Origin of the sequence: Bacillus sp. SJS (assembly GCF_000732485.2) — a bacterium.
GTDB classification, from domain to species: Bacteria; Bacillota; Bacilli; order Bacillales; family Bacillaceae; genus Metabacillus_B; species Metabacillus_B sediminis.
Genome location: NZ_JAQV02000019.1, coordinates 125,964 through 139,703 on the forward strand (window position 1 = coordinate 125,964; position 13,740 = coordinate 139,703).

At 45.8% G+C, this 13,740-nt stretch carries 13 protein-coding genes; 7 read left to right on the forward strand and 6 right to left on the reverse strand.

All coding sequences use genetic code 11. The features are described from left to right. The first annotated feature begins 59 nt into the window (after positions 1 to 59). A complete protein-coding gene (locus AS29_RS11170) occupies positions 60 to 983 on the forward strand; it encodes a transglycosylase SLT domain-containing protein (RefSeq protein WP_156505937.1) in 924 nt (307 codons plus the stop codon). 73 nt (positions 984 to 1,056) lie between these two features. Here AS29_RS11170 and AS29_RS11175 read toward each other — a convergent pair whose 3' ends face one another. Then, on the reverse strand, positions 1,057 to 2,166 hold the full coding sequence (locus AS29_RS11175) for an AI-2E family transporter (RefSeq protein ID WP_035405854.1): 1,110 nt from the start codon (positions 2,164 to 2,166) through the stop codon (positions 1,057 to 1,059). Between the two features lie 270 nt (positions 2,167 to 2,436). On the opposite strand from AS29_RS11175, the gene AS29_RS11180 reads away from it, so the two are divergent. Together AS29_RS11180 and AS29_RS11185 are read left to right on the forward strand one after the other, a co-directional pair. After that, entirely contained in the window at positions 2,437 to 3,318 is an 882-nt protein-coding gene (locus AS29_RS11180) for an aminoglycoside 6-adenylyltransferase (protein ID WP_035406100.1), read from the forward strand. Between the two features lie 29 nt (positions 3,319 to 3,347). Next, positions 3,348 to 4,250, forward strand: a complete 903-nt coding sequence (locus AS29_RS11185; protein ID WP_035406103.1) for a TIGR01777 family oxidoreductase — start codon at positions 3,348 to 3,350, stop codon at positions 4,248 to 4,250. 502 nt (positions 4,251 to 4,752) lie between these two features. Here the strand turns inward: AS29_RS11185 and AS29_RS11190 are convergent. From AS29_RS11190 to AS29_RS11200, 3 genes are all read right to left on the reverse strand, one after another. Further along, positions 4,753 to 5,214 carry a GNAT family N-acetyltransferase gene (locus AS29_RS11190; protein WP_035405855.1) on the reverse strand — a complete coding sequence of 154 codons (462 nt, stop codon included), beginning with the start codon at positions 5,212 to 5,214 and terminating at the stop codon, positions 4,753 to 4,755. A gap of 12 nt (positions 5,215 to 5,226) precedes the next feature. Next, positions 5,227 to 5,589, reverse strand: coding sequence for a hypothetical protein (locus AS29_RS11195; RefSeq protein WP_035405858.1), 363 nt, complete (start codon positions 5,587 to 5,589; stop codon positions 5,227 to 5,229). 71 nt (positions 5,590 to 5,660) lie between these two features. Then, positions 5,661 to 6,056: a DUF1801 domain-containing protein gene (locus AS29_RS11200; RefSeq protein ID WP_035405860.1), complete on the reverse strand. Its 396-nt coding sequence runs from the start codon at positions 6,054 to 6,056 to the stop codon at positions 5,661 to 5,663. Between the two features lie 204 nt (positions 6,057 to 6,260). On the opposite strand from AS29_RS11200, the gene AS29_RS21050 reads away from it, so the two are divergent. From AS29_RS21050 to AS29_RS11220, 4 genes are all read left to right on the forward strand, one after another. Then, the gene (locus AS29_RS21050) at positions 6,261 to 6,551 is read left to right on the forward strand and encodes a heterocycloanthracin/sonorensin family bacteriocin (protein ID WP_082883821.1); all 291 of its coding nucleotides are present in this window, start codon (positions 6,261 to 6,263) and stop codon (positions 6,549 to 6,551) included. A gap of 108 nt (positions 6,552 to 6,659) precedes the next feature. Then, the gene (locus AS29_RS11210; RefSeq protein ID WP_035405864.1) at positions 6,660 to 8,483 is read left to right on the forward strand and encodes a hypothetical protein; all 1,824 of its coding nucleotides are present in this window, start codon (positions 6,660 to 6,662) and stop codon (positions 8,481 to 8,483) included. Next, entirely contained in the window at positions 8,480 to 10,408 is a 1,929-nt protein-coding gene (locus AS29_RS11215) for a TOMM precursor leader peptide-binding protein (RefSeq protein WP_035405866.1), read from the forward strand. The genes AS29_RS11210 and AS29_RS11215 overlap by 4 nt, the downstream gene beginning before the upstream one ends. Before the next feature lie 14 nt (positions 10,409 to 10,422). After that, positions 10,423 to 11,979, forward strand: a complete 1,557-nt coding sequence (locus tag AS29_RS11220) for a SagB family peptide dehydrogenase (RefSeq protein WP_035405868.1) — start codon at positions 10,423 to 10,425, stop codon at positions 11,977 to 11,979. 39 nt (positions 11,980 to 12,018) lie between these two features. Here AS29_RS11220 and AS29_RS11225 read toward each other — a convergent pair whose 3' ends face one another. Together AS29_RS11225 and AS29_RS11230 are read right to left on the reverse strand one after the other, a co-directional pair. Next, positions 12,019 to 12,507 carry a hypothetical protein gene (locus AS29_RS11225; RefSeq protein ID WP_035405871.1) on the reverse strand — a complete coding sequence of 163 codons (489 nt, stop codon included), beginning with the start codon at positions 12,505 to 12,507 and terminating at the stop codon, positions 12,019 to 12,021. A gap of 270 nt (positions 12,508 to 12,777) precedes the next feature. Next, positions 12,778 to 13,737 carry a D-2-hydroxyacid dehydrogenase gene (locus AS29_RS11230; protein WP_035405873.1) on the reverse strand — a complete coding sequence of 320 codons (960 nt, stop codon included), beginning with the start codon at positions 13,735 to 13,737 and terminating at the stop codon, positions 12,778 to 12,780. Between the last annotated feature and the right edge of the window lie 3 nt (positions 13,738 to 13,740).

Here is a 13,740-nt window from a genome sequence, read left to right on the forward strand (position 1 = left end):
TTCTCTTTTGTGGTAATATTTACATAGATTAATAACGACGATGAATGGAGAATAATTGAATGAAATTAACGGGGAAATTGTGTTTAACTGCGGTTTTGACATTAGGGTTGCTTCAGCCAGGAGTATCTGCAGAAGCTGCAGAAACGGATTTTTCGTCTAACTGTACAAAGTACGGTGTATTAAAACCTAATGTAAATCCTTCTTTTCAGCATATGAATTGCTTATTAACAAATGCTGCATTGGCAGCTGATATACCGCCAGAAGTAGTGAAAGCTGTTGCTACGCAAGAAAATGGCAAGTGGCAGCAATTTGGAATTAAACCTGTTGATAGCGGCATCGGTCTTATGCAGGTCACTAACTACCCTGGTTACTCCAAGGAAAAATTGAAAAATGATGTTATCTATAACATTGACGCTGGGGTTAAAATTCTTTCAAAAAAGTATGATGCCAGTTTTCCTAAGATAAGAGGGGCAGGTCGGAATATAATCGAAAATTGGTATTTTCCTGTAATGGCCTATAATGGAATCAAGCCTGTGAACAGTCCGCTTATAAAAGCAACCGGTAAGAAAAATACAAAAGCGTATCAGGAAGAAGTGTTCAGCAAAATAGTGAAAGATAGCTTATTAAAGTCTGCAAATCTAGCGCAATTTCCTTTCACAACAGCAGATTTTGAATATGATCCCACAAGCAATCAGAATATCGTTTTTCGAAAGATGGAATACTCTATAAAAGATCTGCATCCAACTGTTTATCAATTTAAAGCAGGAAATCGAGTGATGGTGACAGTAGATAGCGTCAAGGTAAGGGTTCATCCAGATACTACAAAATCGGCAAAAAATGTGGGGAAAAACACCGTTTTATTAGTTAGGGGAAATTTTGTTTATAGCAAAAATTCTGCTAATCAATTTGTTTGGTACCCAGTAAGAACGGCCGATCAAAAGATAAAGGGATATATTTCATTCGCTTACATTAAAAAACTTTAATAGGCCATAAAAAAAGAAGCAGAGATTCAAAGCTAATCTCTGCTTCTTTTTTTATTTTTCCTGCAAGCGAATCTCAATCTTCCTCAATCTTCAAAACCTGTTTCTTCTCAATCTTATGAAGCTGATACAAACGGTAAATATGGCTCACGATCACTTTCAGCACGGCATATACCGGCACAGCGAGAATCATGAAGAGCAAGCCGCCCATGCTTCCTGCGACGAGTAATAGCAGGATGATGGTTAATGGATGGATATCAAGTTTTCTTCCCATAATTAGCGGGGAGCTTACATTTCCATCAATTTGCTGGACAATAATCGCAACGATCAGGACTTTGACTGCCATAAATGGAGAGTCAATGAAACCGATGATTAGCGCCGGAATGATGGCTAAGAACGGTCCGATAAACGGGATCACATTTGTAAACATGGCCACAATCGCCAGGATCAAAGAATAGTTGACGCCGATAATCAGGTAGCCTATGTACATCATGATGCCGACTATAAGACAGATGATTGCCTGTCCCTGAATGTAGGAACTCAGAGCGGAGTCCATGTCCTTTAGAATTTTTTTTGATTCGTTTGCTTTTAACGGGAAGAAGCGGGCAATCTTTGTTGACAGGCCTTCGCTGTCTTTCAATAGATAGAACACAATAAACGGAACCGTGACAATGATGGTGGCTAGGCTTGAGAGGATTCCAATTAAACCGGTTATGCCATTTCCGATGTTGCTTACGTTGCTTTTAAAATAATCTGAGATTTTGGCGGTTGCCTGTTCCACCGTCATATTGCTGTTTTCCTCGAAACGGGACATCCATGAACTCTGTCTGATTTCATTTGCTTTCGACTGCAGCGTTTCAATAATGCCGGGCGCATTATCAATCAGTGTTTTGAACTGCTTCTGAATTTCAGGCCCAATAAGGAAAAATAGCAGCGTTCCAATCCCGATAAATAGGATGTAAAGTACAACTATTGATAACGTTTTTGGAACTTTTTTGTGATCCAGGTAAAGTACGATCGGCCGAAATAAATAGAAAATGACCCCTGAAATCAAAAACGGAAAGAATAACGTTTGAAAAATGATGACGAGCGGTGTGAAAATGAACTGAACCTTCACAGCAAGCATAATGATGACCAAAAGAATGATGATGGTATAACCAAGTCTGAAATATTTGGAATCCGGCAAACTGGAACACTCCTTTTTCGAAAGCAATCGCGCTTCATGTCGCAATTGCCTAATTAATAAAAGTTTAGACACTCAATTATATAAGAAAACGAAAAGAAACGCATTTTTTTCCAAATTATTCTTTTGTTTTTCTCTAGATGTATATTCTGTACCAGCCTACTTTACCCTGCGAGTAAGAATCGGAAACTTTAGGAGAATAACATTGGAGGAATTCCGCTATTTTTCAAGAAGTACTTAAAGAGAAAACCTTAAGGAATGGGTGAACTGCGCTTGAGAACGGAAAAGGAAATGTTTGATTTAATTATAGGCATTGCAGAACAGGATGAGCGAATTCGGGCGGCCTATATGAATGGATCCAGGACAAACCCGAATGCCCCGAAGGATATTTTTCAGGATTATGATATTGTCTATGTAGTGACAGAGACCGCTTCCTTTATTGCAGATGAGGGCTGGATTGGCGTGTTTGGGGATCTGATTATCCTTCAGGAGCCGGACAAAATGGAACGGCTGGCTGGAAAGAAGACCGATTTTGATCAATCCTACGGGTATTTAATGCTTTTCACGGATGGAAATCGCATCGATCTGCATATTGAAACACAGGAAGGGATGATGAAAAACGGATATATCTCTGAGAAGTTGACGGTCCCGTTATTGGATAAAGACGGGATCCTGCCGGAACTCCCAGAGCCATCTGATGTTAATTATCATATAAAAAAACCTTCTGAACCGCTGTTCCTGAACGCCTGCAATGAATTTTGGTGGTGTCTTCAGAGCGTGGTGAAGGGGATTTGGAGAGACGAGCTTCCCTATGCAAAGCAATTCTTTGAGGCACCCGTTCGAACGGTTCTTAATGAAATGGTTTCATGGTGGATTGGAACAAAGCATGGCTTCGAAGTTTCATCAGGGAAAATGGGAAAGTATTTTAAGAAGTACTTGCCTGAATCCCACTGGAATCTGTATAAGGAAACCTACTCGGACGGGTATCCGGAAAACATGTGGCAATCCGTATTTGCAGCATGTGAACTGTTCCGGACTTTAGCGAAAGACGTCGCGGGGAATTTTTCATTTACCTATAACATGGATGAGGATACGAATATGACGAACTATCTGAAATGGGTGAAAGATATGCCTGGTGCTGGAATGGTAGAATGAGGATAAAAGAAATGAAGAGAGCTGATGGAATGAAAAAGAAGGTTGTGCTAGCCGGCGGTACAGGGTTTATCGGACAATATTTGAATGACCGGTTTGCTGAAGCTGGTTATGATGTGAAGGTTATCTCAAGAGGTTCTAAGATTCATTCATGGGACCGGTTTGATTCAATTGTTGAAGCAATTGAGGGCTCAGATATGCTGATCAATTTGGCAGGTAAATCCGTAAATTGCCGCTATAATGAGAAGAATAAAGCGGAGATTTTCAGCTCTAGGACAGATACGACCGAAATGCTGGGTAAAGCGATTCTGCAATGTGCAAATCCGCCTTCTCTTTGGATCAATTCGAGTACAGCGACGATTTACCGCCATGCGGAGGACCGGGCGATGACAGAGAAGAACGGGGAGATTGGATCTGGTTTTTCGGTAGACGTCGCCAAGGCCTGGGAAAAATCGTTCTTCAGTTTTGATTTGCCGAATACCCGCCAGGCAGCATTAAGGATTGCTATTGTCCTTGGAGACGGAGGCGTCATGACTCCGTATAGAAATCTCGCCAAATTCGGACTCGGCGGCGTACAGGGATCCGGGAGGCAAATGTTCAGCTGGATCCACGTCGAGGATGTGTACCGAATCATTCAATTTATCCGTGAGAAAGAACACTTACGCGGCGTATTCAACACCGCTGCTCCCAAGCCTATTTCCAATCAGGAATTTATGAGCGAGGTACGAAAAGCGATGAACATCAAGTTCGGACTGCCGTCTCCAAAATGGATGCTGGAGATGGGGGCGGTGTTTATCCGGACGGAAACCGAGCTCGTTCTGAAAAGCAGATGGGTGATTCCGGAGCGGCTGGAGAGGGAAGGGTTTACTTTTAAGTATCCGGATATGAAGTCGGCTCTTGGTGAGATCCTGAGGAAGGAAGTACAGCGGGGGTAGCAGAGAGGTGGAGGAATCCAGTCTAGCTGGGGTGCCAGTCCCGCTATCCTTCACCGCAACGGGGGACAGAGACCTCAGTCTGTGAGCCCTTATGCATCAATGGTTTGGAAAGATGGTGCCGGAGCTTTAGTTCGGTAGCAGAGTGCGGGTCAGGCACACGGTGTGGAGCCGGTGGAAGGATGATTATTTGGTGGTGCACTGACCCCCACCACTTTAAACGAACAGGGGAACAAGCACCTACGCTCTGAACCCTTGTCACCTAACGGTTTTGGAGTGATGGGGACGGAGGTTTAGTCCTTTAGCGGAGCGGGGGTCAGAGCATAGCACTGACCCCCACCACTTTAAACGAACAGGGGAACAAGCACCTACGCTCTGAACCCCTGTTACCTAACGGTTTGTGAGTAATGGGGACGGAGGTTTAATCCTTTAGCGGAGCGGGGGTCAGTGCAAACCGCGCAATAAAAGACCAAAACAATCCACCCTCCAACTCTATCCCCTTCACTCAAACAACACCCAAAACCCATACCTCCTCATCCCCATACATAACCCCTGTGCCCTGAAACCCCATTTTTTCATAGAGCTTCCTTGCTCCTTCGTTATCCATGCGAACGGTTAGGCGGATTTCCTGGCAGTTCGGATTGTGCTCCTTTATCCAGCGGATCATTTCAGCGAGGGCGTCGCGGCCATACCCGTTTCCCTGATGCTTGCTATCAATCAAAAAGCCGTTGATCCAGTACATATTGGAAGTCGATTCATCACGTGCATGCATGATAAAGCCTACCATTATTGCGTTATGATAGATTCCGAATGGGAGATATTCAATGCTGTCTCCATCCGGCTTTATGCCGATTTTCGCAAGAGATATGGCCGGAGAAGGGACTAGATGGATTTGAGAGGTTTTAAGCTTGAGTTCCAGTGCGTCCTTCCAGTTATCTCTCGTAACCGGCTTTAATTGAACGGTCATAGAAACCTCCTATTAAGTAAAAGCATACCTGAATAATCCGTAGTATAGCGGTCCGAGAAAAACAATAAAACTCCCGGCAATGACGATCGGCCGGGCCGATTTTGGAATCTCTTCGTAGAGGGGTTCTCCGTTTACATCCTTCAATTTGATGCTGAAAATAATATCCCACAGCAGTCCCCCGAAAAAAACGAATTTCCAGACAAGCGGATTAAAGAAGCTTGAGTTTGTCACATAGCCCATTAACCCGATCCAGGTGATGATGGAGATGACGAAATCCACGCGCATCAGGTTTGTTTTATACCCGCCTTTTATTAAAAAACCTATGGCTGCCGTTCCTAAAATTCCTAAATAGATGACCCATAACATATGTATCACTTGTTGTACCTGCTTTCTATAGTATGACTCCATTATAGTTTAGAAGGATGGGAGATTCATAGACCTCGGAATTATTCCGTCAATTCTATCCAAGTTTCCACGATTTTCTCTAAATGTCCTCTTTTTTTGTTGATATCTTCCATATCAGTAAAGACTGCAATGGCTCTGTCAGGAGCCGCCCAATCAAGCAATCCTGTTTCATCATTAAAGAGCGGCTCCTTGCCGGTACCTGATTTACCCTTCGCTCCGCGATGGAAAATCAGGCGGAACGATTTTTGGCCCCTCAGGTTAAACGTAATTCGATCTTCTCCGTTTATGCAAAAGCTCGGTGCATTCCATTTAACGTGTTCGGTCAGCTTCCCGCAAGAAGCAAGAATGATGGATCTGACCTCTGTTATTTCATTTTTTAATGGATGTTCCAGATTAATCATGAATTCTTCAACTTGTTCAGAGCCAGTGTTTGCCATCAGACACCTTCCTTTCCAATATCTTTATTCTTGATTGTGGAGAAAAAACCTTTTTAATTTGCAAAGATGGGCTCGCCTAATTAGAACCCAAATCCGCCATCATTCATAAAGTGAAGGAGAATGGGCCAGAAGATTGGTGAATTCACCTATCGCCGTTTGAGATGTTAAGGTTTCTGCGAATATAAAAATGTGGAGGTTATGTTGATGTACCCAATTCAAAACGATTTACAGGCTTTGCAGCTTGGCGACTATCATGCAGGGCAGGCGATTCCTTGGGACACTCGTGATGCGCAATATGGCGATTCAAGCCGGATTTTCGGTTGCGTAGGATTTGGCATTTTCCGATGTTTCGGCTGTGTGGGCTGTGTGGGCTGTGCTGGCTGTGCGGGTTGCGGCGGATGCGGCGGGTGTGGAGGATGCGGAGGCTGTGCACGTTGCGGAGGCTGCGCACGCTGCGGAGGCTGTGCACGCTGTGGAGGATGCTTCCGGGGATAGTGATAGTAAAACCTCTGCGCATGTTTATGCAGAGGTTTTTTTCTTACGCATAACGGACAATTTCTGTTACATATCTTTAAATGATAAAGATGAATAAGGAGGGGCAGAATGCATAATTTGGATCCTTCTATGCGGCTGAAAGTGAATCGTGATACGGTGTTCATCCCGGATCCATCAGGCCAAGTCTATTTCCGGAATAATAGGAGCTCATTCCAAATGGAGGGAAGCACGATTTCCCAGTGGATTGAAAAGCTGCTGCCGATGTTTACGGGTGATCGCACGCTTGATGAATTGACTGCAGGCTTGACGCCTGCTTACCGCGACCGGGTATATGAAATTGCCGGTGTTCTTTACAACAACGGATACTTACGTGATGTCAGCGAGGAACGGCCTCATCAATTGCCTAAACAGGTGCTTAAGTATTTCGGCTCTCAAATTGAGTTTCTTGATACATTCGGGGGATCGGGTGCGGCAAAGTTTGAGGATTTCCGGAAAACGAAGGTGTTAGCAGCCGGCTCAGGTCCTTGTTCTGTTTCGCTTGTATCTGCACTGCTTGATTCAGGTTTGACGAAGTTTCATTTGCGAATGACGGACATGACCCCAACCGATAGGGAACGGATCAGAGAGCTTGTGGAGGAAGCACGCAAGTATGACCATGAGACGGCAGTTGAGGAAATTTCGTCTCAAAGCTGGCAGGACGCTGTTCAGCCCTTTCAAACGATTTTGTATATCTCTGAGGATCGCAGAGAACTGACGGCTCTCCAGCAAATTTGCGAAAGTGAAGGGAAAATTCTGATTCCAGCGATTTTTCTTGGGCATGAGGGGATTGCAGGACCGGTTCTGCATCCGGAGATGAAGAACGATGTGGAGTCGGTGATCAGGAGTGTTCATACAGCTCCGGGGGAAAAAAGCACATCTCCATCTTCAACGGCTGCTGCGATGCTTGCGAACTTGATTGCCTTCGAATGGCTGAAGGAAGCGACGGGGCTAAAGGCTGCAGAGGATCGGCAATTCTATCTGCTGAACCTGGAAACGCTCGAGGGAAGCTGGCATTCCGTTACCCCGCATTTGAAAAAAAAAGCATCGGTCACGCCGGCAGTCCATATTAGAGAGCGAATTGATGGGGAACCGGATCGGAAGCTTGGATATTGGCTCATAAGCTTCAGTGAACTGACCTCACCACAAACAGGCATTTTTCATGCGTGGGAGGAAGGAGAACTGACACAGCTTCCGCTTTCGCAGTGCAGGGTGCAGGCTGTTCATCCGGAAACAGGTGAAATTCTTCCGGAGATTGTCTGCGCAGGTATTCATCACGAAGAGGCCAGAAGGGAAGCGGGACTTGCGGGGATTGAAGCGTATGCCTCCTGCCTGATGGAGACAGACGGAATCGGCGCGGGAGAAACGGTAGCGGAGGCGATTTGCCGGGCGCTTCATAAGGCACTTGAAAGGGAGCTTGGCAAAAGAGGAAAGGAAAACGCTCCGATCTATCCTGTTCAGCTGCATGCAGAGGATGAAGAGTGCCGGTACTACTGGCAGGTACTTAATACGCTGCAGGGACCTCCCGTCATTGGAATTGGAAAGGAAGTAGCGGGCTTCCCGTCCGTGTGGGTCGGTACAGCCAAAGGCTGGACGAATCGTACGGGGCTGAATTTGACCCTTGCGGTGAGAAGTGCCCTGAAGCAGGCGATTCAGCAGGTGCAGTCCTCGAACGTAAACCAAACAGCGAATTCTCCGGTGCTATTGGAGAATGCCATAAGGCTGATGATTCCAGCCTATGAACTGGAGGAAAAAGCTCTGTACAGCTATGCAGAAGATGTTTTAGAGAGGGAAGGGTTTTTTATTGAAATCACCGAGCTTGAGGTGGATCCGCTAATAAAAGAAGGGATTGCCGGGGTCTTTGGGGTAGCTCTCCGAGAGGGGGAATCCGATTGAAAACAATCGCTGTGATTGGCGAAGGGGCTCTAGCTGAGCTGGCGCGCCAAAAGCTTTCCGAAAGGTATGATGTCATCCATACGGTTCATGCTGATGAAAAGATTGCGGAAGCCGCATTGATTTTGCAGGATCGCTGGAACCCATCTTTTTTTCATGAAACGAGGGAAAGGATTGGGAGGATTCCAAGACTGTATGGGTATGTCACTTTTGGAGAGGGGATTATTGGACCGCTTGAAATAAAAGGATCAATCGGCTGTGTACATTGTGCTTCGGTCAGGAAGCTGATGGCCGGACGGGACCGGAAAGAGATGTGGGACCTGACAGAGAGAATGGCAGAGTCCTCAGGAACAAGCGATGTATGGGCCACCAGGACGGGGCTTGCGCAAATTGTTCACATCCTGGAGAGTGAAGTCCGATTATTGCTGGATGATAGGCCAGTGCGCTCAGATGGAAGCATTTTTTTACTGAATATGAGGACCCTAGAAGGCTCCAGACATTCGTTTCTTCCCGATCCATTCTGTGACGTATGCGGGTCCGTACCTGATGATTGTGCGGAATTGGCGCGGATTGAATTGAAATCAAGTCTAAAAACAGATAAGAACAGCTACAGATGCCGATCAATGGGGGAGCTGTCTAAATTCCTGTCAAAGGATTACCTGGACTCAAGCACCGGACTTTTCAATGAAAAAGTAGTAGATCTTAGTACGCCTTTTGCAGATACGATGGTGAACCTGCCTCTATTCGGAGGGAATGAAGGAACGGCCGGCCGGACACTTTCCTATGAGGCAAGTGAAATGACTGCCATCCTTGAAGGCCTGGAACGGTACTGCGGCTACACGGCGCGCGGGAAAAATACAGTCATACGCGAGAGATACCGCAACTTAACGGGGCAGGCAATAAATCCGCTTACAGTAGGGGTTCATGCACCTGAAAAATATGCAGAGCCGGATTTTCCTTTTCAGCCGTTCCATCCGGACCGGAAGCTCAACTGGGTGTGGGGATACTCATTTCTGCAGGAGCGGCCGGTTCTCGTTCCAGAATTGCTTGCTTATTACAGCATGGGGTGCGGGCATAAAGGCGGATTTGTATATGAAACATCCAACGGCTGTGCGGTCGGAGGAAGCTTGGAGGAGGCCATTTTCCATGGGATTATGGAGGTGGCGGAACGCGATTCCTTCCTGATTACATGGTATGCAAGGCTTGGCTTGAGACGAATCGATCCGCGGTCATCCGGAGATACCGAATTGAATTTGATGCTTGACCGGATGGAGACGCTGAACGGGTATGATCTTTATTTGTTCCAGTCTACGATGGAGCATGGGATTCCGAGTATTTGGGCTGTGGTAAAGAACCGCAGGGACAGCGGCATGAATTTGATGTGTGCAGCAGGCGCCCACCTCGATCCGGTCAGGGCTGTGAAAAGTGCCGTTTTTGAACTTGCGGGAATGATGGGAGCCCTTGGTGAGCGGCTGGATGATAATCGGGAGAAATATGCGAGGATGCTCGAGGATGGTTCATTGGTAAGGCAGATGGAGGATCATGGGATGCTGTATGGTTTGCCGGAAGCTGAGGAACGATTGAACTTTCTGCTTCAGGATGACCGACCGCTTTTGAGTTTCGAGGAGGCCTTCGAGCGCGCTCCGATCAGAACGGATATAAAGGATGATCTCGAAGACGTAATTTTACGGTTCAAGAAACGGAATATGGATGTCATTGTCGTGGATCAGACGGCACCGGAGCTGAAAAAAAATGGACTTCACTGCGTAAAGGTACTGATTCCAGGAATGCTGCCGATGACATTTGGCCATCATTTAACCCGCTTAACGGGACTTGAACGGGTGCTGAAAGTGCCGGAAGAGCTTGGCTACAGGAATGGACCGCTGACATATGAGGAGCTCAATCCATACCCTCATCCGTTCCCTTAGGGAGGAGTGTTCGCTTGAATCTCGAGAAATTTCTATATACGATTCATTTTGATATGGATCAGGCGAGTCCTCCGGATTGGCAGCCGGATTGGGAGGATGCGCCGCTGCCTTACAAAGTGTATCGAAATCTGCCGAGCATCCCGCTGGATGCTGATATGCCTCTTTCACTTGCCGCACCGGAGAAGCCTTGTACACCGGGCTTGAAACGGCTGGGCTATTTTCTATGGTACACGTATGGATTGACGCAAATTTCCCAGACTGTCTACTCCGAGGAGGAGTCTGAAGAGCTTGGGCAATCCTTACGAAGGTTTGCCCCTTCAGGCGGCGGGCTGTATCCAAATGAATTGTATGTCTATTTGAAGCTTGAGGATATTCCAGCCGGTGTCTATCATTACGATGTTGCCCGTCATGGGCTGGTGTTACTGAGAGAAGGAAATGCTGATGATTATCTTGCAAAAGCTCTCGGAAACCGTTGCGACGTTTCCTCCTGCTTTGGAACGGTGCTGATCTCTTCAAGATTTTGGAAGAATTTCTTCAAGTACAATCAATTTTCCTACCGTCTGCAGGGACTAGATGCAGGAGTCCTGACAGGACAGCTTCTAGAGACGGCAAAGCGCTTCGGCTACGCTTCAGGAGTTTATTTTCAATTTTTGGATCGGGCTGTGAATCATCTGCTTGGCCTTGATGAGCAGCAGGAGAGTGTATATGCGGTCATTCCGCTGTCTGCAGAGCCGACGAGGTGGTCTGGAAATGGAAAGGAAACGCCGGAAACGCCGGAAGAGCTGTGCCGGACAATCCCTGAAATCGAGACCAGCTATTATGTCAAGTCAAAGAGAATCCTGGATTTTCCAGAATTAAATGCGATCAACGAAGCGTCCTTTCAGCAGTCGGTTCGGTCGTTCAGGAAGATTAGAATGCTGGAAAAAACGGAGCTTGGTGAACAGGAAATACCACTTCCGGGGACCAGGATATCGTATGACCTGGCTTCCGCATGCAGAAATCGTTTTTCGCCTGAAATGGATTTTATGCTCGGTAAAGTTACGATGGAACAGGCAGGAAATCTGCTGAGGGAAGCATTCGCAGCTTATTCATACCGCAATGACTTGGACGGAACTGGGGAAAATAAGCCGCGCATCTCCATTTATGCAAGCTTCTATAAAATAGAAGGAATACCGAACGGTGCCTACTTGTATGATGAAGAAAAGCAGGTGCTGAAGGGAATCCGTCCCGGCGACCATCGTTTTTTTCTCCAGGATGCCATGACGCTGAATAATATCAACCTGTATCAGGTTCCAATGGTGATCCATGTGGCAGGTGACCGAAATCATCTCCTTCCTGAACTGGGCTACAGAGGCTACCGCATTCAGCAGATGGAGGCCGGGATGCTTGTGCAGAGACTGCTTTTGACGGCAGCAGCTATTGGTATGGGCGGACATCCACTGCTGGGATATGATGTGGATAAGTGCGACGAACTTTACGGAATGAAGGAGCGCCGGCTCACGTGCCTGATCCAGATCCCGATTGGTCCTTACCGGCGAAGGGCATGCCTTACAGGAAGTCTTCATGGATAGATAGTTACAATAACTTTTGCATCGCAATATAAGTAATGCTCAGTTATAGATCACAGTATGAGTGAATGAAAGACCAAGATAGCTATACTTAATATGCACTCTATTGATCGGTTCAGTGTAAATCGCGCTGATTCCATATGCTTTATCTTTAACAGAGGCATCACCATCATCAAATTTTTTGTAATTAGATGATGGTGATGTGCCTGCTTTAAGGGTTACGTCATGAATGTTCATAAATCGATAGTTTTTTGATTCTTTATTATTAAAATCGTCCGTTATGATAAATCCTTGTAAAGAGTTACTAGCTTGTACTTTCAATTTTGTTGGTTTTTCGTTGTTATTGATTAATACATCTCCTATTTTCACTTCCCAAAAACCTTTATTCCCAACTTCAACGACAATCGATTTTTTATCTTCACTTGAAGCAAGCGTTCCAATTTCTAAAGGTGGGTTAAATTTAACGAAAAGGTACACACCGCCAAACGCAATAACTGAAATTAGAATAAGTAAAAAAAGTTTTTTCCTCAATTTATCATCCCCTTTGGTTAATGTTTGTGTAATATTATGGTAATTGTTATTCCGCTAAACTGCCAGTAAAATCAATGAAAAAATTAGACTCGGTAATACAAAAGAGCTCTCAAACCAATTTACAGCTTTATGCATTTCATGAAAAAGACCCATGTGCAGCAAATTGTAATTGGACATGAATTTAGATCGTTTCCACAGTATTAAGTGTAAGGTCTTGAATGATCTCTTATCAATCTGCAAAAAAAGAAGGCCCGCTATTGGCCTCCTTAATTAATATCCCTTCTCAAAATCCACCCGGTTTACATCCGGTTCCTCTCCATCCAAATACCTTTTCAGATTCGGAATCAGAATCTCTCCGATAACCCGTTCATCATAAAATTCCGTGGACCCGGCTGTATGAGGAGTTACAATCACATTTTCCATGTCCCACAGAGGACTGCTGTTTTCAAGCGGTTCGTTTTCAAATACATCGAGACCCGCACCGGCAATTTCGCCGGATCGAAGAGCTGCGATCATGTCTTTTTCTTCCACAATATCGCCGCGGCCGATGTTGATAAAGAATGCGGAAGTCTTCATTAGGGAAAATTGTCCTTTTCCAATCATCTTGTGTGTATCTTTTGTCAGCGGGAGGGTGACGACAATATAATCGCATTCCGGCAGCATGTCGTTAAGCTGATCCGGCGTGTACATTTCGTCCACAAAATCCGCTTCCTTGCCGGAATGCCTCAATCCCAGAACCTTCATATTAAAGGCTTTCGCGATTTTTGCTGTTTCTTTTCCAATCGCACCAATCCCTAATATTCCAACTGTTTTATTATGGATCTCAAGCTTCAGGTTCGCATGGTGCCAAGTTTTCGTTTGCTGGTTCCGGACGTAGGCATGGATATTCCGGGTAAGACCGAGCATCATCGCGAAAATGGTTTCGGCAATCGGGTAGGCGTGGACCCCGTTTGCACTGGTCAATGCAATCGATTTTTCCTTAAGTGCTTCAAGCGGCATATCGTTAACGCCCGCACTCCATGATTGAATCCATTTAAGTCCGGCTGCATGTGGAAGGTGTTCTTCCATTCCCTTTCTCCAGCCGGCGATGATTTCTGCTTCGCCGATGTCCTGCTCCCAAATCGATGAGTCCCTTCCGACAATCAGTTTCCAGTCCGGAATGGCATCCTGCAGCTGCTGTATGTACGAATCAGCCAGATTTTGGCCTATAATCATTTTTCGTTTCCCCATAAA